Source organism: Methanocalculus taiwanensis (genome assembly GCF_024372745.1).
GTDB lineage: Archaea > Halobacteriota > Methanomicrobia > Methanomicrobiales > Methanocorpusculaceae > Methanocalculus > Methanocalculus taiwanensis.
Genome location: NZ_VOTZ01000002.1, coordinates 19,789 through 42,235 on the forward strand (window position 1 = coordinate 19,789; position 22,447 = coordinate 42,235).

General features: G+C 48.3%; 21 protein-coding genes and 1 tRNA gene. 12 read left to right on the forward strand and 10 right to left on the reverse strand.

The genetic code is table 11. The annotated features are described in order from the left end of the window. The first annotated feature begins 8 nt into the window (after window positions 1-8). The 6 genes from FTO68_RS00935 to FTO68_RS00960 all read left to right on the forward strand — a co-directional run bounded on the left by FTO68_RS00935 (window position 9) and on the right by FTO68_RS00960 (window position 5,774). The gene (locus FTO68_RS00935; RefSeq protein ID WP_255331481.1) at window positions 9-926 is read left to right on the forward strand and encodes a ribonuclease Z; all 918 of its coding nucleotides are present in this window, start codon (window positions 9-11) and stop codon (window positions 924-926) included. 22 nt (window positions 927-948) lie between these two features. Further along, on the forward strand, window positions 949-2,154 hold the full coding sequence (locus FTO68_RS00940; RefSeq protein WP_255331482.1) for a magnesium transporter: 1,206 nt from the start codon (window positions 949-951) through the stop codon (window positions 2,152-2,154). A gap of 35 nt (window positions 2,155-2,189) precedes the next feature. Further along, entirely contained in the window at window positions 2,190-3,377 is a 1,188-nt protein-coding gene (locus FTO68_RS00945) for a potassium channel family protein (protein WP_255331483.1), read from the forward strand. 23 nt (window positions 3,378-3,400) lie between these two features. Then, entirely contained in the window at window positions 3,401-5,242 is a 1,842-nt protein-coding gene (locus FTO68_RS00950) for a DHH family phosphoesterase (protein ID WP_255331484.1), read from the forward strand. Between the two features lie 71 nt (window positions 5,243-5,313). Beyond that, window positions 5,314-5,565 carry a DUF7123 family protein gene (locus FTO68_RS00955; protein WP_255331485.1) on the forward strand — a complete coding sequence of 84 codons (252 nt, stop codon included), beginning with the start codon at window positions 5,314-5,316 and terminating at the stop codon, window positions 5,563-5,565. 29 nt (window positions 5,566-5,594) lie between these two features. Then, window positions 5,595-5,774 carry a hypothetical protein gene (locus FTO68_RS00960; protein ID WP_255331486.1) on the forward strand — a complete coding sequence of 60 codons (180 nt, stop codon included), beginning with the start codon at window positions 5,595-5,597 and terminating at the stop codon, window positions 5,772-5,774. Window positions 5,775-5,786: 12 nt separating this feature from the next. On the opposite strand, the gene FTO68_RS00965 is transcribed toward FTO68_RS00960, so the two are convergent. Further along, entirely contained in the window at window positions 5,787-6,467 is a 681-nt protein-coding gene (locus FTO68_RS00965) for a hypothetical protein (RefSeq protein WP_255331487.1), read from the reverse strand. Window positions 6,468-6,591: 124 nt separating this feature from the next. Between FTO68_RS00965 and FTO68_RS00970 the strand changes: the two genes are divergently transcribed. After that, window positions 6,592-6,846 carry a hypothetical protein gene (locus FTO68_RS00970; RefSeq protein ID WP_255331488.1) on the forward strand — a complete coding sequence of 85 codons (255 nt, stop codon included), beginning with the start codon at window positions 6,592-6,594 and terminating at the stop codon, window positions 6,844-6,846. A gap of 6 nt (window positions 6,847-6,852) precedes the next feature. On the opposite strand, the gene FTO68_RS00975 is transcribed toward FTO68_RS00970, so the two are convergent. Continuing rightward, on the reverse strand, window positions 6,853-7,653 hold the full coding sequence (locus tag FTO68_RS00975) for a CheR family methyltransferase (RefSeq protein ID WP_255331489.1): 801 nt from the start codon (window positions 7,651-7,653) through the stop codon (window positions 6,853-6,855). Window positions 7,654-7,794: 141 nt separating this feature from the next. Here FTO68_RS00975 and FTO68_RS00980 point away from each other — a divergent pair, with 141 nt between their 5' ends. The 3 genes from FTO68_RS00980 to FTO68_RS00990 all read left to right on the forward strand — a co-directional run bounded on the left by FTO68_RS00980 (window position 7,795) and on the right by FTO68_RS00990 (window position 10,268). Beyond that, window positions 7,795-8,145 carry a hypothetical protein gene (locus tag FTO68_RS00980; RefSeq protein ID WP_255331490.1) on the forward strand — a complete coding sequence of 117 codons (351 nt, stop codon included), beginning with the start codon at window positions 7,795-7,797 and terminating at the stop codon, window positions 8,143-8,145. A gap of 2 nt (window positions 8,146-8,147) precedes the next feature. Continuing rightward, complete coding sequence (ade, locus tag FTO68_RS00985; protein WP_255331491.1) at window positions 8,148-9,791, forward strand: adenine deaminase; 1,644 nt, start codon at window positions 8,148-8,150, stop codon at window positions 9,789-9,791. A 72-nt stretch (window positions 9,792-9,863) separates the two neighbouring features. Beyond that, window positions 9,864-10,268: a pyridoxamine 5'-phosphate oxidase family protein gene (locus FTO68_RS00990; protein WP_255331492.1), complete on the forward strand. Its 405-nt coding sequence runs from the start codon at window positions 9,864-9,866 to the stop codon at window positions 10,266-10,268. Between the two features lies 1 nt (window position 10,269). Here FTO68_RS00990 and FTO68_RS00995 read toward each other — a convergent pair whose 3' ends face one another. Beyond that, complete coding sequence (locus tag FTO68_RS00995; protein WP_255331493.1) at window positions 10,270-11,448, reverse strand: argininosuccinate synthase; 1,179 nt, start codon at window positions 11,446-11,448, stop codon at window positions 10,270-10,272. A 128-nt stretch (window positions 11,449-11,576) separates the two neighbouring features. Here FTO68_RS00995 and FTO68_RS01000 point away from each other — a divergent pair, with 128 nt between their 5' ends. After that, complete coding sequence (locus tag FTO68_RS01000) at window positions 11,577-12,179, forward strand: hypothetical protein (protein ID WP_255331494.1); 603 nt, start codon at window positions 11,577-11,579, stop codon at window positions 12,177-12,179. A gap of 75 nt (window positions 12,180-12,254) precedes the next feature. Continuing rightward, window positions 12,255-13,574, forward strand: a complete 1,320-nt coding sequence (locus FTO68_RS01005) for a hypothetical protein (RefSeq protein WP_255331495.1) — start codon at window positions 12,255-12,257, stop codon at window positions 13,572-13,574. A 32-nt stretch (window positions 13,575-13,606) separates the two neighbouring features. Here FTO68_RS01005 and carB read toward each other — a convergent pair whose 3' ends face one another. The 7 genes from carB to FTO68_RS01040 form a co-directional block, all read right to left on the reverse strand. Continuing rightward, entirely contained in the window at window positions 13,607-16,768 is a 3,162-nt protein-coding gene (gene carB / locus FTO68_RS01010; protein ID WP_255331496.1) for a carbamoyl-phosphate synthase large subunit, read from the reverse strand. Beyond that, window positions 16,761-17,822, reverse strand: coding sequence for a glutamine-hydrolyzing carbamoyl-phosphate synthase small subunit (gene carA, locus FTO68_RS01015; RefSeq protein ID WP_255331497.1), 1,062 nt, complete (start codon window positions 17,820-17,822; stop codon window positions 16,761-16,763). The genes carB and carA overlap by 8 nt, the downstream gene beginning before the upstream one ends. 165 nt (window positions 17,823-17,987) lie before the next feature. Next, window positions 17,988-19,448, reverse strand: a complete 1,461-nt coding sequence (locus FTO68_RS01020; RefSeq protein WP_438362292.1) for a preprotein translocase subunit SecD — start codon at window positions 19,446-19,448, stop codon at window positions 17,988-17,990. 17 nt (window positions 19,449-19,465) lie between these two features. Further along, complete coding sequence (locus tag FTO68_RS01025; protein WP_255331499.1) at window positions 19,466-20,338, reverse strand: protein translocase subunit SecF; 873 nt, start codon at window positions 20,336-20,338, stop codon at window positions 19,466-19,468. 84 nt (window positions 20,339-20,422) lie between these two features. Then, window positions 20,423-20,494, reverse strand: a tRNA-Arg gene (locus FTO68_RS01030). Between the two features lie 70 nt (window positions 20,495-20,564). Next, window positions 20,565-21,584, reverse strand: a complete 1,020-nt coding sequence (gene hypD, locus FTO68_RS01035; protein ID WP_255331500.1) for a hydrogenase formation protein HypD — start codon at window positions 21,582-21,584, stop codon at window positions 20,565-20,567. A gap of 83 nt (window positions 21,585-21,667) precedes the next feature. Then, entirely contained in the window at window positions 21,668-22,393 is a 726-nt protein-coding gene (locus tag FTO68_RS01040; RefSeq protein ID WP_255331501.1) for a radical SAM protein, read from the reverse strand. Window positions 22,394-22,447 lie beyond the last annotated feature (54 nt).

The window sequence follows — 22,447 nt, forward strand, 5'->3', positions numbered from 1 at the left end:
GAGAAACATTGCATGTTCATTTCCTTGGTACTGCCGGTGCCCTTCCAACACCCCAGAGGAACCCCTCATGCATTATGGTCAGGAGGGGATCGGATACACTTCTATTCGACTGCGGAGAAGGGGCACAACAGCAGATGATGCGTGTTAGGACCGGTTTCACCGTCGATGCTATCTTTATCTCCCACTGGCATGCAGATCATTACCTTGGAATATTCGGACTTCTTGAAACGATGGGGTTCAATGGGCGGCGAGATCCGATCAGGCTCTATGGCCCGCGCCGCATCTATGAGATGGTCTCGATCATCAGGCAGCTAAACCCGGGCATTTCTTTTCCAATCGAAGCCGCTGAGCTACGGGATGGCGAGGCGATTCTCTTTGACGGGTACCGGGTAATCCCATTTGCCACCCGTCATGGTTGTGAGAGCTATGGCTTTATTCTGGAAGAGGATCAACGCCCCGGCCGGTTTGATCGCGAGGAGGCGATCTCTCTTGGAGTGCCCCCGGGCCCGTTCTTTGGCCGCCTCCAGCGCGGCGATTCCATCTCCATACTCGTTGATGGAGAAGAGATGACAATCACCCCCGATCAGGTGATGGGACCTGCGCGTCCCGGTAGAAAATTAGTATATACCGGAGATACGCGTCCATTGAGAATATGGCCTGATGCAGCATATCGTGCCGATCTGCTCATCCATGATGCAACATTTGATGATGCTGAATCTGCACGTGCGGATGAGGTCTTTCACTCTACTGCCGGAATGGCTGGCTTAGCTGCACGGGATACCGGTGCAGAGCGGCTTGCACTTGTGCATATCAGTTCACGATATACCCAGACAGCAACCCATATACAGGATGCAAAAAGACATTATCAAGGCGAAATTCTTTTTCCAAATGACTGTACAATGATTGAGATACCATTTAAGGACTGATGTACCATGGAGGGAGGACCTGATGAACCAAACGATAGAGGAAGTCGCCCGCCGTTACCGCGACTTCCTGACCGGGTTTATCGCCCTCGTTATAAGCGCCCTCCTTGCGTCAGTCGCGGGCATCTATCTTGGTTCTGTTAATGAACTGCTGATACTGATACCCGGGCTTATGATCCTTGTCCCTTCATCCATCAATATGAGAGGGGCAATAGCCGGCATACTCTCTTCACGGCTTGCATCCTCAATGCATCTTGGGGCATTTGATATCAACTATTCGAGGGGCTCGGTTCTTGGGGACAATCTTCGGGCAACCTTTATTCTAACTGTACTGATCGCCGCAATTGTCGGCATTATCGGATACGTCATCGGCATTTCAGCAGACCTTGAGATCATCTCGGTTCAGGAGATGATCCTGATATCGGTTATCTCAGGATCAATTGCCGGACTTATTGTTACATTAATCACCCTGATTGTATCACTGGGCACCTACCGCTATGGACTGGATCTCGATATTGTCGGTGCCCCGACTGTCACGACGGCAGGGGATGTGATCACCCTTCCTCTCCTCGTTATATCTGCCGTGATCATCGTGAATCTCCCACCATCCATGCAATACGTACTCTTTTTTGTGGTACTACTGCTCGTCGCTGTTGCTCTCTTTGGGATAGTGAGGGGGACTGTGATGATTCGGTCTATCGTCAGGGAAGGCCTGCCCCTCCTCGCTCCACTCTGCATTCTTGGAACAATTACAGGTGTCATCTATACGGAGGGGCTTGAGGAGCTCGTTGCCACTGCTGCGCTATTAATTATAATCCCGCCATTTATGAACGGTTGTGGAGCAATTGGAGGTATCATCTGTTCAAAACTTGCTACCGGAATGCATATGGGAGAGATCGAACCAACAATAATCCCTGGACGGGAGGTCCTTTCTGGTTTCCTGACTAACTATATTTATGCACTAATCATCCTTCCAATAATGGCAGGGATTGCGCATGCTGCAGCAGTCCTGATGCATCTTGATACTCCCGGCATAATGATGATGACCCTCATCACCACCCTGTCCGGGCTTATTGTAGTGACTGGCCTGAATCTTCTTGCATATCTGACGGCCAGCGTATCATTCTCCCTTGGCTATGATCCTGATAACTTTGGAATCCCTGTTGTCACCAGCAGTATCGATCTGATCGGAGCAAGTGTTCTTATCCTTGTCATCTACCTGCTACTATAGTGATAAGTAGTGAAAGACAAAGTAGTAATGAAGTTATGTTCGATCTTGATCGTCAACCCGTCAACTTCAAGAATGTCCTCATTGAGATGAAGGATGTCTCAGAGTTAATGGTAGATCTGGCTTATTCTGCGATCCTCTTTGAGAGCAAGGAAATTGCAAATGAAGTTGTCAACCTGGAAGAGACAATGAACCTCCTCCTCTACCAGGCTCGTATCACAAGTATTCTCGGAGCCCGTAGATTGGAAGAGGCCGAGTCAATGAGCGGTCTGCTTCAGATAGCCGAGGGTGCCGAGCGGATCTCAAATGCTGCATCTGAGATAGCAATGGTGCTTTTAAAGGATATCCGTATACCGGCTAAGATGCGGCTTGCACTTCCGGAGGCTGAAGAAGTGACAATCCGTGCTGAAATTGAGCCGGGATGCGATCTTGATGGCGTCATAATCGGAGATATCCGTCTTCAGAGCACTACAGGTATGCGGATTATCGCTATCAGGCGTGGCCGTTTCTGGACATATGATCCAGATAAAGAGACCTCTCTTAAGAAGGGCGATATTATCCTTGCAAAGGGTCCAGAAGATGGTATTGGTCCATTATACCGGTTATTAGGCGTTCCTGAGCCTTCAGAGGAGGAGGAGATTGAGCAGGCGCTTGATGATCTCGATCGGGCCGTTCTCCTGATAGTCGAGATGAAGAATATCAGTGAACTTGCAGTTGGCCTTGCATACACCGCCCTCCTCTTTGATAGCAGGGATATCGCCGAGGAGGTTGTCTGGCTCAATGAGCGTATGGATTCCATGCGCCTTCAGCTCGAACTCTGGGTGCTGGAGGCTGCAAAGCGGGTGGAGCACGTGGAATATCTCCGGGGGCTTCTTCATATGTCCGCCTTTGCTGATGCAATCTGTAGTTCAGCCTTCTCAATTGTCGACGTTATCATGCGTGATATTGAGATTCCCCCCATATTCCAGAAGATCATCCGCGAGTCTGACGAGATAATCTCCCGGATCGAAGTGAAAGAGGGATCATTCCTCTCAGGCAAGACCCTGAAGGAGGCGTCACTTGGAGCTGTGACCGGGATGGTTGTTCTGGCAATCAAGCGGGGAGATAAGTGGATCTATCGTCCAAAGAAGCATGTCCGCCTATATGAAGGTGACTATATCATAGCAAAGGGCCGCCGCGATGGAGAGTGCCGGTTGCTGGCACTTTGTAAGCCGGAAGATGAGTAATACTCAATATTGGAGTTAAAACAATGAGCAGTTCAACAGAAGTGGTTTTAAAACTTGGCCCGGGTTGCGAGGTTGAGGATGTACAGGAAGGAAATATCTATCTTGGGAAAGTCCAGGGGTTTGCCAACTTTGGCACCTTTGTTCAGCTGAATAATTCAGTAAAAGGGCTAATCCATAAGAGCAATGCCCTGACACAGCACAGGGAGCGAACAGACATTCTCGTGATGGTTGCACAGGTCCGCCCAAATGGTAATATTGATCTCCGTGAAGTTCTCCTTGATAACTATAGTACAAGAATGGTGAACAGGGCGGTTAGAACCACACATCTCTCTGATATCGGAGATAAAATTGGCAGGCGGGTTACCGTTGAAGGTGAGCTGGGACAGGTGAAACAGACGAGTGGCCCGACAATATTCACCATCATTGACGAAACCGGGGTTGAAAATGCTGCCGCCTTTATTGAGGCAGGTGTTCGTGCATACCCTGAGGCAAATACTGGCGATATTGTCCAGATCTCCGGAGAGGTGATGAAGAGAAATAATCAGCTTCAGATCGAAGTGTCAGCTCTCCATCGACTTGATGGGCAGGAGGCAGCAGATGTGCGGGAACGGATTGAAGCGGCACTTGAGCAGAGGGCTGAACCAGCTGATCTTCCCTTCCTTGTGGAGAGCGAGGTCCTGACAAAACTCAGGCCTGAGATGAGAAAGCTGGCAAAGATCGTCAGGCGGGCTGTCTTTACCCAGCAACCGATTATTCTCAGGCACCATGCAGATGCTGATGGTATTTCTGCTGCTGTGGCAGTTGAGACTGCTGTCGTTACCCTGATTCGCGAACATGCATCAGATGCCGACTCCGATTATTATCTTTTCAAACGTTCCCCTTCAAAGGCTCCCTTCTATGAGATAGAGGATATTACCCGTGATCTGGATTTCATGCTTAAGGACAGTGTCCGGTTTGGGCAGAAGTTCCCGCTCATCTTCTTAATGGACAATGGCTCAACAGAAGAGGATATGCCGGCATACAAGCTTGCCCGTGTTTATGATCTCGATCTCATTGTCGCCGACCACCACCATCCTGATGCTATTGTGGATCAGTTCCTAAAAGCCCATGTTAATCCCTACCATGTTGATGGTGATTTCGGGATAACTGCAGGGATGATCGGGACAGAACTTGCCAGGATGATTAACCCGTCTGTTGAAGAGAGGATTCGCCATCTGCCTGCCATAGCCGGAGTCGGGGATCGAAGCGACTCCCTCGAACTGCCTCAGTATCTCAATCTTGTTGCAGATGAGTACCCTCTTGAAGAATGTAAAAAAATTGCACTGGCACTTGATTATGAGCAGTTCTGGCTCCGGTTTAATGATGGCCGTGAGATCGTTAAAGACATTCTCAACCTGAACAATAATCCTCTTCGACACAAAAAGCTGGTCGATCTCCTTGTTGAAGAGGCAGAAACTGCAATTGCAGAACAGGTAAAGACATTAATGCCGCATGTTGAACGCCGGACTCTTCCATCAGGTGCACACCTCTTCCTGGCCGATGTTGAGATGTACGCACATCGGTTCACCTTCCCACCCCCGGGAAAGACATCCGGGGAGATCCACGATCGTCTCTGTAATGAACATATGGGAGAACCGGTTGTCACACTCGGTGTCGGTCCTGACTTTGTTGTGCTCCGTTCACGTGGAGTGATGATGAATATCCCTCAGATGGTCAGGGAGCTCCGTGATGAAATCTCAGGAGGCGGCGTCAATGGCGGCGGACATCTTGTTGTTGGTAGCATCAAATTCGTTGAAGGGATGAGGGATGTGGTTATTGAGAAGCTTCTTGAAAAGATTGGTACAGCCGCAGTTGTTAAAACTTGATTATTTGTATGTATTGAACCATAAATGATTTATATTATGATAACCCAAAACTATCACCAGAGGTTAGCCAGATGACTGTACCAGATAGCATTCGTGACAGGTATAACGAAACCCAGGACAGGATTCTGAAATATCTGCGTGGGGGACTGCAGATAGGCAGGCATTTCTTCAAGTCGAAGTATATTGCCCGGGATCTTGGCCTCTCCTCCAAAGAGGTCGGAACAAACCTTGCCATTCTCTCAGAGATCTGTGATGATCTTGAGATCAAGCGCTGGAGCTATTCAAACAGCACGACATGGATGGTAACGGCAAAAGCCATATAATTATTACACTTTAACTCCCTTTTTTTAGTATGTCAAGTAAGATAGTAGAGATAACCGAGACTATCGAGTTTGTCGCTCATATTGATGAGGATAAAGATTGCCTGATGTCGCAGGATCCACCAGAATCTCTCTGGTTCAATATCGATGTTCCAAAAGGTCATGGATTACAGGCCGGAGATCGTATCAAAGTGACAATTGAAAAGGTCTGAAAACCCTTAATTTCAGAGATATTCTTTCGGCACTTCAAGCGTAAGTGTATAGTAATCGATATTTTTTGCTGAGATTATCAGATACATCTCTTTTTCACTTGAAAGTACGATACTTCTCATGCTTCCTCTTCCGGTTACTTCTCCTCCATCAAGGAGTGCCCCGGTCTGTGCGTCACAGAGTATATAACGAAAGACTGCCTGACCTGGGAACCTGTCTGCGGTTACTTCTGTCTTTATACGCCAGTAAGGAGTTTTTGGAACCCTGAAAATGGTTGATACTCCGCCTCTCCTCTGTTCAAGTATACCGACAGGTATCCATTCGATCCCGGTTATACCTTCATAGTGCTGGGTAGTATGCGGAGCCATCCCAAAAAGGGGGAAGACCTCATATCGGTCACCATCTATGATCCGATAGGTCACCCCTTTGAATGTGTCAGATTCAGGCATATACATTCGCGGATAGCCAAACGGGTTCTCTACCAGCTGGATGGTGAATACCGGATAAGAAAAAGGTTGTTCTTCTTTTTCAAATGGCATAAGATAGAGGATTTCAGACAGCCCGCCTCTGCCATTTGGTGCTCCACCTTCCTGGCTGATCCAGGGTATATTCATTGATGGCTGCTGTACTACAAGGCTGATGATCAACACAACTGCAATAGCAGCGACAACTATGATCAAATCGGATCTGCCCATAATTCTACTGTGGTGAGGATTTAATAAAATGTGTTGATGCAAAGAGACTAATCATAGCCTATGTATATCCCGTTTCTTGCAGAGAGGGAAAGATTCTTTTATGTCTATGGTATAATCAGATGCTATGGATATCCCGATGCTCAGGACATGGGCAATATTTTACCTGATATCGTTTGTTGTCCTGCTCTTCGCCCTCTTTCTGTCCACCCAGGGTGTCCTCCTCTGGGTAAGCCTGTTTCTTGTTTTTATATTGATAGGAGTGAATCTCTTTACACTTTCACTGGAGATTAAAAGAAGAGGTATGAAGAAGGAAAGGTTACAAAAACTCTCGAAAATTGATGATCCCGAGTATCTCCTCGATCAGAAGAAACTCTGGTGATGGCAGTTATTTGATATCGTTTTTAATAAGTATCTTCTGAAGAGCATTGTAATGGGAAAAGAGCCCTTCTACCTCACGCCCCAGGTATTCGGTCTTGCCCATGACATAGAATCCGCCGCTGTTTAATGCACTATGGATGGTTCTGGCAAGATCATTCTTCTGCCCTTCGGTGAAGTAGATGGTGACATTCCGGCAGGTAACAATATCCACGTATCTGGCTGCGGGAATGCCGCTCATCAGATCATGTTTTCGGAAATGAATCATATCTTTTAAGTGTTGTTTGACCCGGTACCTGCCGTCGGGGAGCTCATCAAAATGCCTGCGTATTATTGCAGTATTCAGCTTCTCTACGGCTTTGCTCTCATAAATTCCATCTTTTGCTTTCTGAAGGATATTTTCATCAATATCGGTTGCATAAATTGTACTGGAGATACCGCTTTTTCGGGTCGTTAGTTCTGAGATGATCATCGCCAGCGAATAGGGTTCTTCGCCCGAAGAGCAACCGGCGCACCATATCCTGATGCGATTATGCTCCGAGATGAACTTTGGGATAAGTTCTTTCCTGAGAATTTCAAAGACCTCGGCATCCCGGAAGAATTCTGTGACATTTATAGTGAGGGCATTCCGGAGGAGTTCCCATTCAGCAGGATGGTTATTCAGATACCGGGTATATTCTTCATAATTGCCAGATCCGGTCGTTCGCATCCTTGAGAGGAGCCTCCGTTTGATATATTCTTCTTTATATTGTGAACACCGGACTTTGAGGGTTTTTTCTATGAGAGCCTTAAGCTGTTTGAGATCATCCATACTTGCTATCTAATAAACATTGTTTCAAACGGATATATAGGTGCTCTTAAATCATAATTCTCTACAGGGCAAACGTATTTTGAGAAATCCGGGATTATTGTATCGGAATCTTTATCTTTTATCCTCTGCTATGTTCACATAATGAAAACCATCGGTTACCTTCTCGGTGGGATAGTGATACTGTGCCTGTTGTCAACAGGATGTATGACCACAGGTATCGGAGATATCACCTATGAAGAGTCGGCTTTTTTGATCCGAATCGATGATGCGGCACTGGACGAGATCCTGGTGCAGATTCTCATTTATGAGGTAAGTGGACTTCATCAGGAGGAAGAACAACTAATCATCAAGACTATTGAGCTGATACCTGGAGATAATGTCATTACACTATCTGCCCCTCTCCCTGATGGAAACTATAAAGCACATATTACGCTCTTCTCAGATGGAAAAAGGGTTGCTGGAAGGATATTGGATTTTCACATAAATGAATGATTATGACTCCCGATTCATGCTTTGCTGATACCATTATAGAGAATGCCTTAATCTACAATCCATTCGCCTGTGATTGGATCGAGGATTCTCTTGCTATTAAGGATGGATGTATCCTTGGATTTGGTCCGGAATACCGGGGAGATCGGGTACTTGATCTGAAAGGATCGCGTATCATCCCGGGACTTATCGATGCCCATCTCCATATCGAAAGCTCCCTTCTCACACCTGCTGAATATGGAAGGCTGATTTTATCACATGGGACCACCACGGCTATTGCAGATCCTCATGAGATTGCAAATGTCGCAGGAATAGCCGGTATCCGGGCGATGATGAATGATGCAGGGAGGACACCCCTTGACATCTTCTTTATGCTCCCCTCGTGCGTTCCTGCAACACCCATGGATTGTGCCGGTGCCACCCTTACAGCAGGCGATCTGATGGATCTTATTGGGGATCCAAATGTTCTGGGCCTTGGAGAGATGATGAACGTCCCTGGCGTCCTTCTAAATGACCCTGATGTTGTTGCCAAACTTCAGCTCTGCAAAATTGTTGACGGGCATGCGCCGATGCTTTCAGGTGCCGCCCTCGATCACTATATCAGATCGGGCATCCAGAGCGATCATGAGTGTATAACGCTCAAAGAAGCAGAGGAAAAGCTCAGAAAAGGGATGTATATCTTTATGAGAGAGGGTGCTGCCGCACGAAACCTTCGGGATCTTTCCCCGCTTGCGAACTGCCGGACAGCACCCAGGTGTGCATTTGCTACCGATGACCGACATGCGGATATGCTTAATACTGCGGGATCCATCGATGACTGTATCAGTATTGCCATTGAATCAGGTATCCCGCTAGAAATAGCTCTCAGAATGGCAACTCTTACTCCGGCAGAGCGGTTTGGCCTGCATGACCGTGGCGCACTATCTCCCGGTCGGATAGCAGATTTTATCGTTCTTGAAGACTCCTCACTTTTTTCTGTGAAGAGATTTTTTAAGAATGGAATTGAGATCACTCATCTCCCCTATTCTCCGCCAGCTCCTCTTGTAACAACCTTCAATTGCCGCCTTCCGCAAAAAGAAGATCTGGCTATAAAAGGAATTGGGCCTGCACGTGTGATCGGAATCATTCCCGGGCAGATCATGACCTGCGAGGAGATTCACGATCTGATCGGACATGATCTTCCCAATACCAGATCCGATATTCTAAAAGCCGTAGTCTGCGATCGCTACCATGCAAGCGGCTTTGGGCTTGGTCTCGTCCGCGGCTTCGGACTTACTGATGGAGCGCTTGCTGTCAGCGTTTCACATGACTCGCATAATATCATAGCAATCGGTGCTGATGATTCCGATCTTATTTGCGCAATTCATACAGTTGCAGAACAAAATGGTGCTATGGTTGTTGTTTCAGGTGGTACAAAGACCATCCTTCCACTCCCCTGGGGAGGGATTATGTCAGATCGGCCATATCCTGAGGTTGTAGATGCTCTTGAGCAACTGGATCAGCATACCCGCTTACTTGGCGCAATAGAAAATCCTTTCATGTACCTCTCGTTCCTTGCTTTAACCGTTATTCCAAAGCTAAGGCTTACCGAGCGGGGCCTCTTTGATAATACCTCATTTAATTATACGGATTTGTTTGTACAGGAATAGTTGTGGAGTTGTATTACACAACTCTTATCTATATGTATTGTTTATCATTTCAACAGAACGGAGTTATCAATTATGGCAATTATTGATGAGAAACTCAAAGAGGCAATTGCTGCCGTGGGCATCCTTCCCCTGGCTACCGCATCAAAGGATGGTATTCCAAATGTCGCACCTATGGGAAGCGTCTGGATTATTGATGAGAAGACAATCTGGATTGGCGATAATTTCATGAAGAAAACGCTTCAGAATGTCCTTGAGAATCCTCATGCTGCTCTTTATGTCTGGAGCCGTGAGATCGGTGGATGCACTCAGCTCAAATGTGATGTCATAGTCGAAAAGAGTGGGGAAAATGTAGAGAAGATGCGGGCGATGCTTCATGAAAACAAGCCCAACCTCTCTGGAAAGTCCCTTCTTATCCTCACTGTTACTGAGATTTATGACTGTGCCCCGGGACCGAATGCCGGAGCACTTAAACAGTAACCTATTTTTTTGGGATCATTCGTGCCTGAAGGCCGAAGAAGACCGAGTATCCCACAGCATGTGCCTGATCAAGGGTTGTACTGTCAAATGAGACGAGATCATCAGAGTAGATCGCATCTGGAGATGAACGCCCGAGTATACGGATATTGCCTTTGAAAAGTTCAAGATCGACAATCCCATTCACACGAATCTGGGTTGTGTCAATAAAGGCATTCAGTGCGTGATAGAGTGGCTCGTGGACAAGGCCCATATATGCAAGTTCCGACCATTTCTCATCGACTGAGACCTTAAATGCAAGTTCCTGCCGCGTCAGACAGAGGCGTTCGAGATCCTTGTGTGCTGCTAAAATCACAGTGGCTGCCGGATGCTCATAGTTCTCCCGTGCTTTCAGGCCGAGGATACGGTCTTCCACCATGTCGTTCCTGCCGATCCCATGCCTGCCAGCGATCACGTTCATTTTCCTGATAAGAGATATGCCGTCCATTGCTTCGCCGTTGATTGCAACCGGCACTCCTTCTGCAAACTCAATTGTGATCGCCTCAGGAGTATCGGGGGCATCACGGGGATTTGTTGTCCAATGGTAGATTTCATCCGGGGGATGGTATGCCGGATCTTCAAGCCGTCCTCCTTCGATGCTCCGGCTCCAGATATTCTCATCAATACTCCATGGCTTATCTTTCACAACAGGTACCGGGATATTATGCTCTTTGGCATAGTCAATCTCCCATTCACGGGTGAGGTTCATCTCCCGCATCGGGGCAATGATCTCATATCCATGCAGCCTGAAGATGAAATCAAACCTGAGCTGATCGTTTCCTTTCCCTGTGCAGCCATGGGCGACAGCAAGCGCCCCTTCTTTCCTGGCAATCGCCACCGTCTCCTCGGCAATCAGTGGGCGTGCAAGGGATGTTCCCATCGGATAGCCTTCATAAGAGCCATTTGCCTTGATTGCCGGGAAAATATGGTTCTTAACAAACTTTTCAGTTGCATCGATGGTATAGTGGCGATCAGCAATCAGCTCGCCTTTGTCTGTTGCCATCTTCACTTCATCTTCCGGTTGGCCGACATCTACTGCGACGGTAACGACACGATCATATCCATACCGCTCCTTTAACAAAGGAACGCAGATGGACGTGTCAAGACCCCCGGAAAAGGATAATACTACAGTTTTCTCTGACATGGTAACACATTGATCCTTTCCAGTATAGTAATCTTTCAAAAGCAATGAGCCTTCTTCTTCGGAACCCCGGCAGGCATACTGTTCTGCCACAAAAGCTTTCTTTACATTCGATCACTACTACTAATCAAATGACTGTAGCCACTCACAAGATTGGAGCAATTCTTCTATTGACGCTTGCAGCAGTACTTGTCTCAGGGTGCACTTTCGGTACAACGCCGCTCGATGAGATACAAAAGCATGTAACTCTGGCAAATGACGCACTTGAGGAGCTCAGCATTATTGGGGGACAGACAAGTACTTACACTCTGGAAGATGAACTCTTCCTGATCGATCAGATCTTTTATGAAATGGAGGAGATCCCGGAAGAGAATGAGGAGATGATGGCACGGTATGCTGCATACCGCATCTGGACAGATGCTCTCCGATCAGCCAGCTCAATCATTGGTCGTGATTACCAATCCTATACCGCACATCTGAAGAGGGCAGCCCAGCATTATGATTCATTTAACTATATCGGGTGGAGGCAGGAGCTTGACGAAGCTGGAAATGTTATAACAACGATGGAGAGGAATGCCCTTTCTGCCGCCTACAGCCTTGATGAGATCCCTGATGGGATATTGTCTACCAAAGAGCAGACAGAACTTCTGAGGACGCGGGCTGCGATCATGAAGATATACCAGGAGTTGCCAGTACTCAGAAACGAACTCTCTTCAGCGATTCAGGCAACCTAAATATAATCTTTACTGACCATCTTTCGATCACTATCTTAATCGCAACTCATTTACCTTTAGCATCAGAATACCTGTATGCTCAAGGATGAGATTGTTATCGTTATTGCTGGCATAGCAGTGGTTCTGATCATCAGTCTTGTCGTACAGCAGCCATCACTTCCCTGGCAAATGAAATCGGAGGAAAATGGTGTAATCCCAACGGATATATACTACGAAACTCCTGGCACTCCAGGTTATGTGACACAACCCCCTGGCCAGCCCACCTGGGTTGTCAGCCAGCTGCCGGTTGATGATGAAACTCCTCCTTATAGTCCGAAGGAATCTATCCAGCTAAAAACCCGTGATACCGCCGAGACGTATCGCTGGTATTCAGGAGGTTCATACTATACCTGGACAATCCAGATTCCGGCAAGCCGATATAACTATTTTGCCATTTTGCCTCGTGATAAGCCGGGTCCGGAAGATTATGTCATGTCAGATCGGGGAAGAGCAGAACTCCATCTGATTATTGAAGATTTTATCTCACTTGCAGCGTCACGGAAACTGAATGAAAACCAGAGGCGCGATCTCATCATCTCATTTGTACAATCTCTTCCCAATAACCACTGGGGGGCGGTGAGGGATTATGATGATTATCCAAAGTATCCATTGCAGACTCTCTATGATGGCGGTGGTGACAGCCAGGATACAACCATTTTACTTGCTTCACTCCTCAATCTTCTGAATTATCAGGCATCACTCTTTGAGACACCGCGCCATTATGCAGTTCTCCTCCCATTGACTGAAGCGGATAAAGCAAATAATCTGGTCTATGTGTATCAGAAGGATGCGAATACTATTCTAAAAGGAAATTATCTGGATGAGGATAACAATATCCGCGATTATTATCAGAACAGGCCGGATGTTATCAAGAGCAGCTATGTATATATCGAATCAAATATCCCGGGTTATCCGATCGGGACACTCCCCGCTCAGTTCAGGAGTGTCTTCGTACAAAGCCTCTACGATGTTAATTACCACCCAATGCGGCCTATCGAGGGTGCTGCTATACTTAATCCTATCAGAACCCCTGATGCCGATCTACGTTTCAATGCCCGCCTGATACATTATGACCAGCTATATGCCTATTACCAGATCTATTGTACAATTACAAGCACCGGAACCGGGATTGCCCGAGATCTCAACGTTGCGATGACCGCTCGTCCGGCACACAGGACTGATACGTCATGGATATTCAGCTACCCTGTACCAGTTCCGGCAATCCCGGAAGGCGAGACCCGCTTTATCGAAGGTACCGTGCAGATACCACGAAATTCGGTGGCTGAGATTGAATGTATACTAAGCGGACCCGGCATCACCCCGAAAGAGCGGGTGAGTGAGACATTTTCAAGCTGATAGAAAAAAGAATGTAGGCAGATTTGCCCTTTCTATCGAAGATAGAATCCAAGCGGTTCAATGGTTGTTTCATTCTTTTTATATGCCTCAATTGCCATTGCTGCAGCATCGGCTGCGGGTATAGTTGTGATGTAGGGAATCCCATAATCAACAGCAATACGCATGATCTGATAATGATCCTGGCGTGAACTTTTATCTGAAGGGGTATTGATGATCAGCTGGATCTCACCTCTCCGCATCATATCAATGGCATTTGGCGATCCTTCCTGCACTTTCCGGACAAGGTTCATTCTGATGCCGGCCTGAGTGAGGAACTGGACTGTGCCTGAAGTGCCGTAGAGTTCAAGCCCGAGATCCTGTAGCTTTTGTGCAATTGGTATACTGACCTCCTTCTGGTCATCATTAACAGAGATGAAGACCCGGCCCTGGAGGGGAAGTGTATTCTCTGCAGCAAGGCTTGCTTTGAAGAAGGCACGGCCAAAGTCATAATCAATCCCCATTACCTCTCCGGTACTCTTCATCTCCGGGCCAAGTACCGCATCAACGCCCGGAAGTTTATTGAAGGGGAGAAGAACCTCTTTTACTGCCACATGACGGATTTCTCGTTCTGCAATCCCGATCTCATTTATCGTTTCCCCGAGCATGATTCGTGCAGCGATCTTGGCAAGTGGAATGCCGGTTGCCTTTGAGACGAATGGTACCGTTCTGCTTGCACGCGGATTGGCTTCAAGAACATAGATCTTGTTATTCTGTATCGCATACTGAATATTGATGAGACCGACTACTCCAAGGCCAAGGGCGAGTTTCCGTGTGTATTCCCTGACTGTGGCAATTGTTTCTGTATCGAGCGACTGTGTCGGAATGACACAGGCCGAATCTCCGGAATGAACGCCTGCCTCTTCGATATGCTCCATTATCCCGCCGATAAGCACATCGTTTCCATCACAGACTGCATCAACATCGAGTTCGACGGCATCCTGGAGGAATCGGTCAATTAAAACAGGATGCTGCCTGCTGACACGCACCGCCTCCTTGATGTAGGTTTTCAGCTCGATATCATCATGCACAAGCTCCATTGCCCGTCCTCCAAGGACATATGAGGGGCGTACCAGAACCGGATAGCCGATCCTGTTTGCGATAGAAAACGCCTCCTCTTCAGAATAGGCAGATCCATTTGCCGGGCTTGGGATCTGTAGCTTCTCAAGGAGGATACTGAACCGGTCACGATCTTCTGCAATATCCATTGCATCAGGGCTGGTTCCAAGTATGCGGGTGGAAAGGCCCAGCCGTTTGATCTCCTCATGAATTGGAATGGTGAGGTTAACTGAGTTCTGCCCGCCAAACTGAACCATCACACCAAAATAGTTATCTTTCCTGAGAATGTTCATCACATCCTCAAGCTGCATCGGCTCAAAGAAGAGCCGGTCAGAGGTGTCGAAATCTGTTGATACAGTTTCAGGATTGTTATTGACGACATGCACTTCAACACCGCGTTCCCGGAGTGCTACAATGGCATGGACTGTACAATAATCAAACTCTATCCCCTGCCCAATCCTGATAGGGCCTGAACCAAGGATCAGGATTTTCTTCGTATCATTCCGTGTGAGTTCACATCCGGTCTCCCATGTAGAATAATAATATGGGGTGCTTGCCGGGAATTCCGCTGCACATGTATCGACCATCTTATAGGTAGGATCCCCGCATATTGCCTCAATCTCAGGGATAGTTTTTCCGGTGAATCCTGAGAGCTCGGTATTTGAAAAGCCATAGATTTTGGCCTGCTGTAATTCTTTGTCCGTTGATACAGGAGTGAGGGACTGTTCAATCTGAACAATATGCCTGATCTTTTCAAGGAAGAAGGGTTCAATTGCGGTGAGTGCGTGTATCTCATCAATTGAGAGGCCGATCCTGAATGCATCGAAGAGTGCCGCGAACCGCTCATCGGTCGGGCGTTGGAGGATCATGCGGATCTCGTCGGGGTTGGTGTGTGAAATGATATCGGTATCAATCGAACGGAGTGCTTTTTTAAAGCTCTCCTCAAGTGTGCGCCCTATTGCCATAACCTCCCCGGTGCTCTTCATTGCTGTTGTGAGTGATCGGTCTGCGGTCTTGAATTTATCAAATGGCCAGCGCGGAACCTTGACTACCACATAATCGATCGATGGCTCAAATGATGCAGGCGTACATCCTGTGACGGTATTTATGATCTCATCCAGCCTCATGCCGATTGCAATCTTTGCGGTTACACGTGCGATCGGGTAACCGGTTGCCTTGGATGCGAGGGCAGATGAACGCGATACCCGGGGATTTACCTCGATAACCCGATAATCTCCATCTTTAAAGGCAAACTGGACATTACAGCCGCCCTGTACCCCAAGGGCCCTGATGATCTTGATCGACGCTGTCCTGAGCATCTGGTACTCATCGTCACGGAGTGTCAGGATGGGTGCGACAACAACGCTCTCTCCGGTATGGACGCCCATCGGATCGACATTCTCCATACCACAGATGATGATGCAGGTATCTGCGGCATCGCGCATCACCTCAAATTCGATCTCATTCCATCCTTTGACACTCTCTTCAACAAGTACCTGCCGTATTCTGGAACGGGATAACCCCATCTCAACGATCCGTCGAAGTTCCTCTTCATTGGTTGCAACGCCCCCGCCAGAGCCACCAAGCGTATAGGCAGGACGGATGATGGCAGGGAGCCCCACAACGTTGAGCGCTTCATCTATCTGGCTGAGATCTGTCAGGATCATCGATTTTGGCACAGGCTCGTTGATCCGGTTCATGAGGTCGCGGAACTTCTCCCGGTCTTCACCCATGTAAATGGCATCGAGCGGGGTTCCGAGGATCTCAACACCTTCAAGTGCCCCAATCTCTGCAAGCTCGGCGGTAAGGTTCAACCCTGTCTGTCCGCCAAGACCGCTTAATATTCCGTCAGGCTTCTCCTTCTGGATGATCTTTGCTATAATATCAGCTTTCAATGGTTCTACATAGACGACATCCGCTGTCTCCGGATCTGTCTGAATTGTTGCAGGATTGGAGTTGACCAGGACAACCGAGAGCCCTTCTTCCCGAAGTGCCCTGCATGCCTGTGTTCCAGAAAAATCGAACTCAGCTGCCTGACCGATCTGGATAGGGCCTGATCCGATCAGCAGCACTTTGTGAATATGAGGTAATTTAGGCATCCGGAATGCTCCTGTAGATCATATCAAAGATTGGTTTTTCCGTATCGTGAGGGCCGCCATGGGCTTCCGGATGGAACTGTACGCAGAAGATGTTTAAATGGCGGTCAATGAACCCTTCAAGGGTGTTGTCATTGACATTTGTGTAGCTCACTTCGCACCCCTCCGGGAGTGAGTCGCCATCCACTACATACCCATGATTCTGTGTTGTGATGGATATTGATCCATCACTGCATCGGACCGGCTGATTTGATCCCCTGTGCCCGAATTTCAGCTTGTGGGTCTCTCCTCCGAGTGCAAGCGCAAGGATCTGGTTGCCCATGCAGATGCCGAAGATTGGGATCTCCCCGATATATGATTTGACCGTGTCAATTGCATTGGTTGCCCTTTTGGGATCACCCGGCCCGTTGCTGATAAAGAGTGCCTGGGGCCTGCAGGCATCAATCTCCTCCCGTGTAGCAGTATAGGGGAAGATATATACATCTGCATCCCGCCGCCGGAGGCTGACGACAATATTCTTCTTCACTCCAAGATCCAGGATTGCGATCCTTTTTCCCCGTCCACGGACATGATAGGGATCTGTGCATGTGACTGATTGAATGAGATCCATCTCAGAGATCTGCGGCGCATTTCTGGCCTTCTCAACTGCATACTCCCCATTATCGTCGCCGACAATGAGTGCTGACCTGAGTGTTCCATGAAGACGAGTGTTGATCGTCAACATCCGTGTGTCGATACCTGATAATCCATGCAACCCTCGATCTTCAAAAAATGTAATGAGAGAGGGGTTATGTTTGGGTGATCTGCATACCTCATGGGTGATGCATCCACGTGCATGGACGAGAGGGTTCTGAAAGTTTTTGAAGTCAACACCATAATTGCCGATGAGCGGATATGTGAACATGAGGAGCTGTCCCGCGTAGCTGGGATCGGTCAGCGCCTCCATATATCCGGCCATCTGCGTGGTAAAGACCAGTTCTCCTGTGCTTTCCCCTTCAGCACCAAAACCATCTCCTACAAAAAAGGTTCCGTCTTCAAGCCCCAAAACCGCCTTCATGAATGACCATAATCATTCTGTTTCTATTATTATTAACAGTGAGGGCAGATTCTTTTATTGAAAATACGATTCTTATCCCATTCTTATTGATATATGAAAAATAGAGAGTATTTTGTATAAACGGCATATAAAAGCCGTTTATTTTTATGCGCGATCAAAAAAGGGTTATCGGGAGAGGATCGCCATGATGATCTTTCCATATGCCGGCCGTGTGATCACAACGCCAATCAATACCCCGAGTATGGTGATAATTGCAAATCCACGAAGTGATGAGAGATCCATCACGGCAAGTGGGAGCATGGCAATGATCATGGTCGAAGCAGCAACGACGATAATCCCAAGCGCCCTTGAAAGCCGCTTCAGATAGACATTTGGCGAAGGCACTTTTCCTTCATGCAGCACTTCATCGGTGATGACGACTAGCTGATCGATGCTTGTACCGAGGACGGCGATTAGACCTGCTATTGCTGCGAGGTCGAGCTGGGTGAAGTATCGTGCTATTCCAAGGAGGATGATGATCTCGGAGGTATTAATCAGGAGCATCGGAATAACGATACTTGGCTCACGGTACCGGTAGTAGACAACCAGTCCCACAGTGAGGAGGGCGATGATGCCTGCGATGATGCTCATCGTCTTGAAATGTTCTCCAAGGGCTGCTGAGACCGATCCTGATCCGGCGATTGTGACATCTACAGGGAGTGCGCCTGCACGTAGGTGAATCTCCAGGATCATCGCCCTGTTCAGAGCATCATCCCCGACACCTGTTGAAGCGACAAGGTTTCTGACCTCCTCAACCTTCAGCCGTGCTGCAAGATCGGCGGATAGCGGTGCACTGTACACGACCTCATCGTCGAGGAGCATCATCAGTTCATGATCCGTGGGCCTGTCTGTTGCACCGGTCCTGATGGCAGATTCCCGTAATGCACGTGCGCCATCATCGCTGATGGTGAAAGGGACACCCCAGTTATTGCTCCCGATTGGATGCTGTGCCGGGTTGCCGACACTTGTGATGGCATCACCATAGAGGACATGCTCTGTCTCATTCCCGGTGGTCTGTATCCTGATATCGAACCTCCCCTGTTGTCCGACAATCTCCTGTGCCGTGGTCATGTCAACACCGGCAAGCTCCACGCGGATGTACCGTGAGGCGCCACCGAATGTGGTGAGGGTGTTCACCTTGGCATCGCGTGTGCCAAGGCGGTTGATCTTCTCTTCCAGAATACGCTTGACTGTCTCTGCAGTTTCAGTTCCGACGCCGATCTCATATCTGGTGATTGTTGCGCCATATTGTGCGAATGCCTGTTCCAGCTCTTCCCGGGTGAATGGTTTCCGTATTTCGATGGTGTTTGTATCAACGAGCGAAACCTCGGCATCCAGATCTTCAGAGAGCCCGATGAGGAGTTCCTCAACAGAGCCTGTGGTCTCAAAGGTGACAAGTTCAGCTTTGTATTCGAGCTGTATCCATGAACCGCCTTCAAGGTCAAGTCCAAGCTGGACATTGCCCTGGATGCCTTTGTCAAAGGCAGGTGGAAGGAGATAAATTGAGACGACTGAGAGGATAACTGCAGCTATTAACACAAGAATACGCCAGTCTTTCATCAAAGGATGGGTTTCATCCTTTCTCATCTTCTCACTTCCTTTCCTCATCTTCTCACCTCTTTTGCAGCTCTTCCACTCTGAACATACCATTTGAGCAGACCTGCATTGAACATCCAGGTATTTATCAGGTCAACAATCAGCCCGATTAAGAGAACGGTTGCGATCTGCAGGATTATCTCGATTCCGCCGATCCATGAGACGATAAGGAGCGCCAGAACCGCAGAGAGGGTAGTGGTTGTCATGATGAACCCTGTCCTGAATGCATTCGACAGTTTATCTTCCAGCTTCCCCTGCCTCTTCAGGATGCGTGTTGTGAGCAGGATGTCGCTATCCACCGAGTAGCCGATGAGCATCAGGAGTGCGGCTGTTGTCCCAAGTGAAAGGGGTAGGCCGATTATGTCCATGATAGCCGCAGTGATGAGAATGTCGGCGAATGCGGCAAAGACGACTGCAATGGATGGAATAACAGTTCTAAAGGCAATAAAGACGATGACTGACATCCCGATAAATGAGATGAGGAGGGCAAAAAGTGCCTGCTGCTGGAGTGTCTCACCGAATGATTCGCCGATCTGATCCACTTTTGCATCAGGATAACGGGCTCCGATATCCTGTGAGAGCAATCGGAACTGGTCATCCGACATAGGCCCGAATCGGAGATAGTTCCCGCGGTTCAATCCTTCCCCGATGCTGATCAGAGGGTAGCTTGCAAAATAGCTCTCAAGTTGTTCAGGTGTATCATCAGTAATTATCGTTACCGCGGTTCCCCCGGCAAAATCGATCCCAAGACTAACAGGAGCACCGGTAAACATGAAATTGACCCCAATTATCATGAGCCCGATAACAAAGATGGCTAGTGGAATCGCCATCATCTGCTGCGGGGGATATTTATTTACAAGATCGTACAGGTCAAACGCCATATAGGATAAATTTACGATCTGATCGTTTAAAATGATGGCTGTAGAACATTGCCATCGTATTTTTTTATCTGATGAAAAAAACGACGTCCCGGCCGGGACTTGAACCCGGGTCAAAAGCTCCGGAGGCTTCTAGGATGTCCACTACCCTACCGAGACAATTGCTGCAAGAGCCCGATTGTGGGATTTGCGTCTAGATAGATCTGTGTAAAAACAGATAAGGATATCGTTATCTGTGATACTGGTGCCAGATTTTACAGGCACCTTCATGTGAAACCATACATGGGCCAACCGGGGAGCGGGGTGTGCATGCAGTTCCAAAGAGCGGACAGTCGGTTGGTTCGGCAAGGCCGCGGAGGAGCTGATCGCAGATGCAGGCTGAGCGCTTCTCTATGTGAGGAATTGTCTTATTGAATCTCTTGAGCGCATCGTACTTTTCAAATTCCCGTTTTAATTCAAGGCCTGAGCCGGGGATGACCGGGAAGCCCCGCCATTCGATGTCGCAGGGGGTAAATACGTCATACATAAGGGCTTTTGCCTTGGTGTTTCCTTCTCTGGTGACAGCCCTTGGGTAGGCATTCTCCACCGTTGCTTCACCATTGTTGATCTGTTTTATGAGCATATACAGGCCAAGCAGGAGATCTTCTGCTTCAAAACCTGCAACAACCTGAGGGACCGGGAACTGCTCGTATTCATCATATCCCATCACAGCGCAGACATGGCCCGGCAGGATGAAACCATTGAGGTCTGCTTCCCCCTGATCAAGGAGCCACTGCATCGCCGGGGGGACGACACGGTGGCAGGAGAGGATGCTGAAATTTTCAGGCGGGTTCTGGAGGATGGTTGCTGCAACGGTTGGAACTGTTGTCTCAAAACCAACAGAGATGAAGACAACCTCTTTGTCGGTGTTCTTTGCGATTTCAACTGCCTTGTGAATGCCCTGGACGATCCGGATGTCGCCGTCTGCTGATTCGAGGGAGCCTTTTGATCCCGGGACCCGGAGGAGGTCACCATAGGTGGTGATGATCTTTCCTTCTGCTGCAAGATCCATTGCACAGTCGATCTCGCCGGCAGGCGTGATGCAGACGGGGCAGCCGGGCCCCATAACAATCTTTAATTCTTTGGGGAGGACACTGCGTATTCCGTGTTTTGCGATTGCTGCTTCATGCGTGCCGCAGACATGCATGATCCTGAGGTTTGATCTGATCTCCTCGTGTATTGCTTTGATGATATCCTTTCCAACCGCCATATCAATTCTCTACTAATAGTGTATCCTGCCAGCCAGAAAAGGTTATATGATCAAGGCAGGGTTGGAATCTGATCAGCTCTGCTTCAGATGATTGTGGTATTTGCAAACTCTTCGGTGAAGAAATACAGTATCCTCTTCTTCTCATCTTCTGTGAGAGGGGATACCCAGGGTTCTGCTCCGGGGCGGCTGAGCGAATTGATATGAATTTGATCGGGGTTGATCCGGACTGCTGCATCCCGCAGGAGGTGGAGTTCCCCTTCTGTTGTATTTATGCCCGCAATGAAGAATATCTCAAGCCAGATCTCTCCTTTAAATTCTGTTCTGAGTTTGACCAGCCCCTCGATCATCTGTTCTGTGGTGATGCCGGTGATTGGCCGGTTAATCATTCTGAGTTGGGAATCGCTGACCGCATCAAGGGAGGGGAGGATGAGGTCGGCTGTGTGGATCTCCTTCCTGACTTCCGGGTCTGAGAGGAGGGTGCTGTTTGTGAGAACAGCCCTTTTGTATTCAGGATGGTGTTTTCGGAGATACTCAAGGATGGTGCTGATTCCCGAGTGGAGGGTAGGCTCACCGGTTCCGCCGAGGGTGATATGATCGATATCTCTCTTTCTTCTGAGGTAGTGATCGAGTTCCTGCTGGATTCTGCCCACGGGTGCATACTCACCCCGTTTCTCTGTGAGGCAGGTTGTTTTCCCGCACTCACAGTAAACGCAGTTAAAAGAACAGATATTGCCGGGGACGAGGTCGATGCCGAGCGATCTCCCGAGGCGGCGGGAGCGGACCGGGCCGAAGAGATATTTGTATTCCATCTTCTTTGATCTGTATGTTCTGATGAGGGATACGTCTTTTTAGCGGGTGGAGCT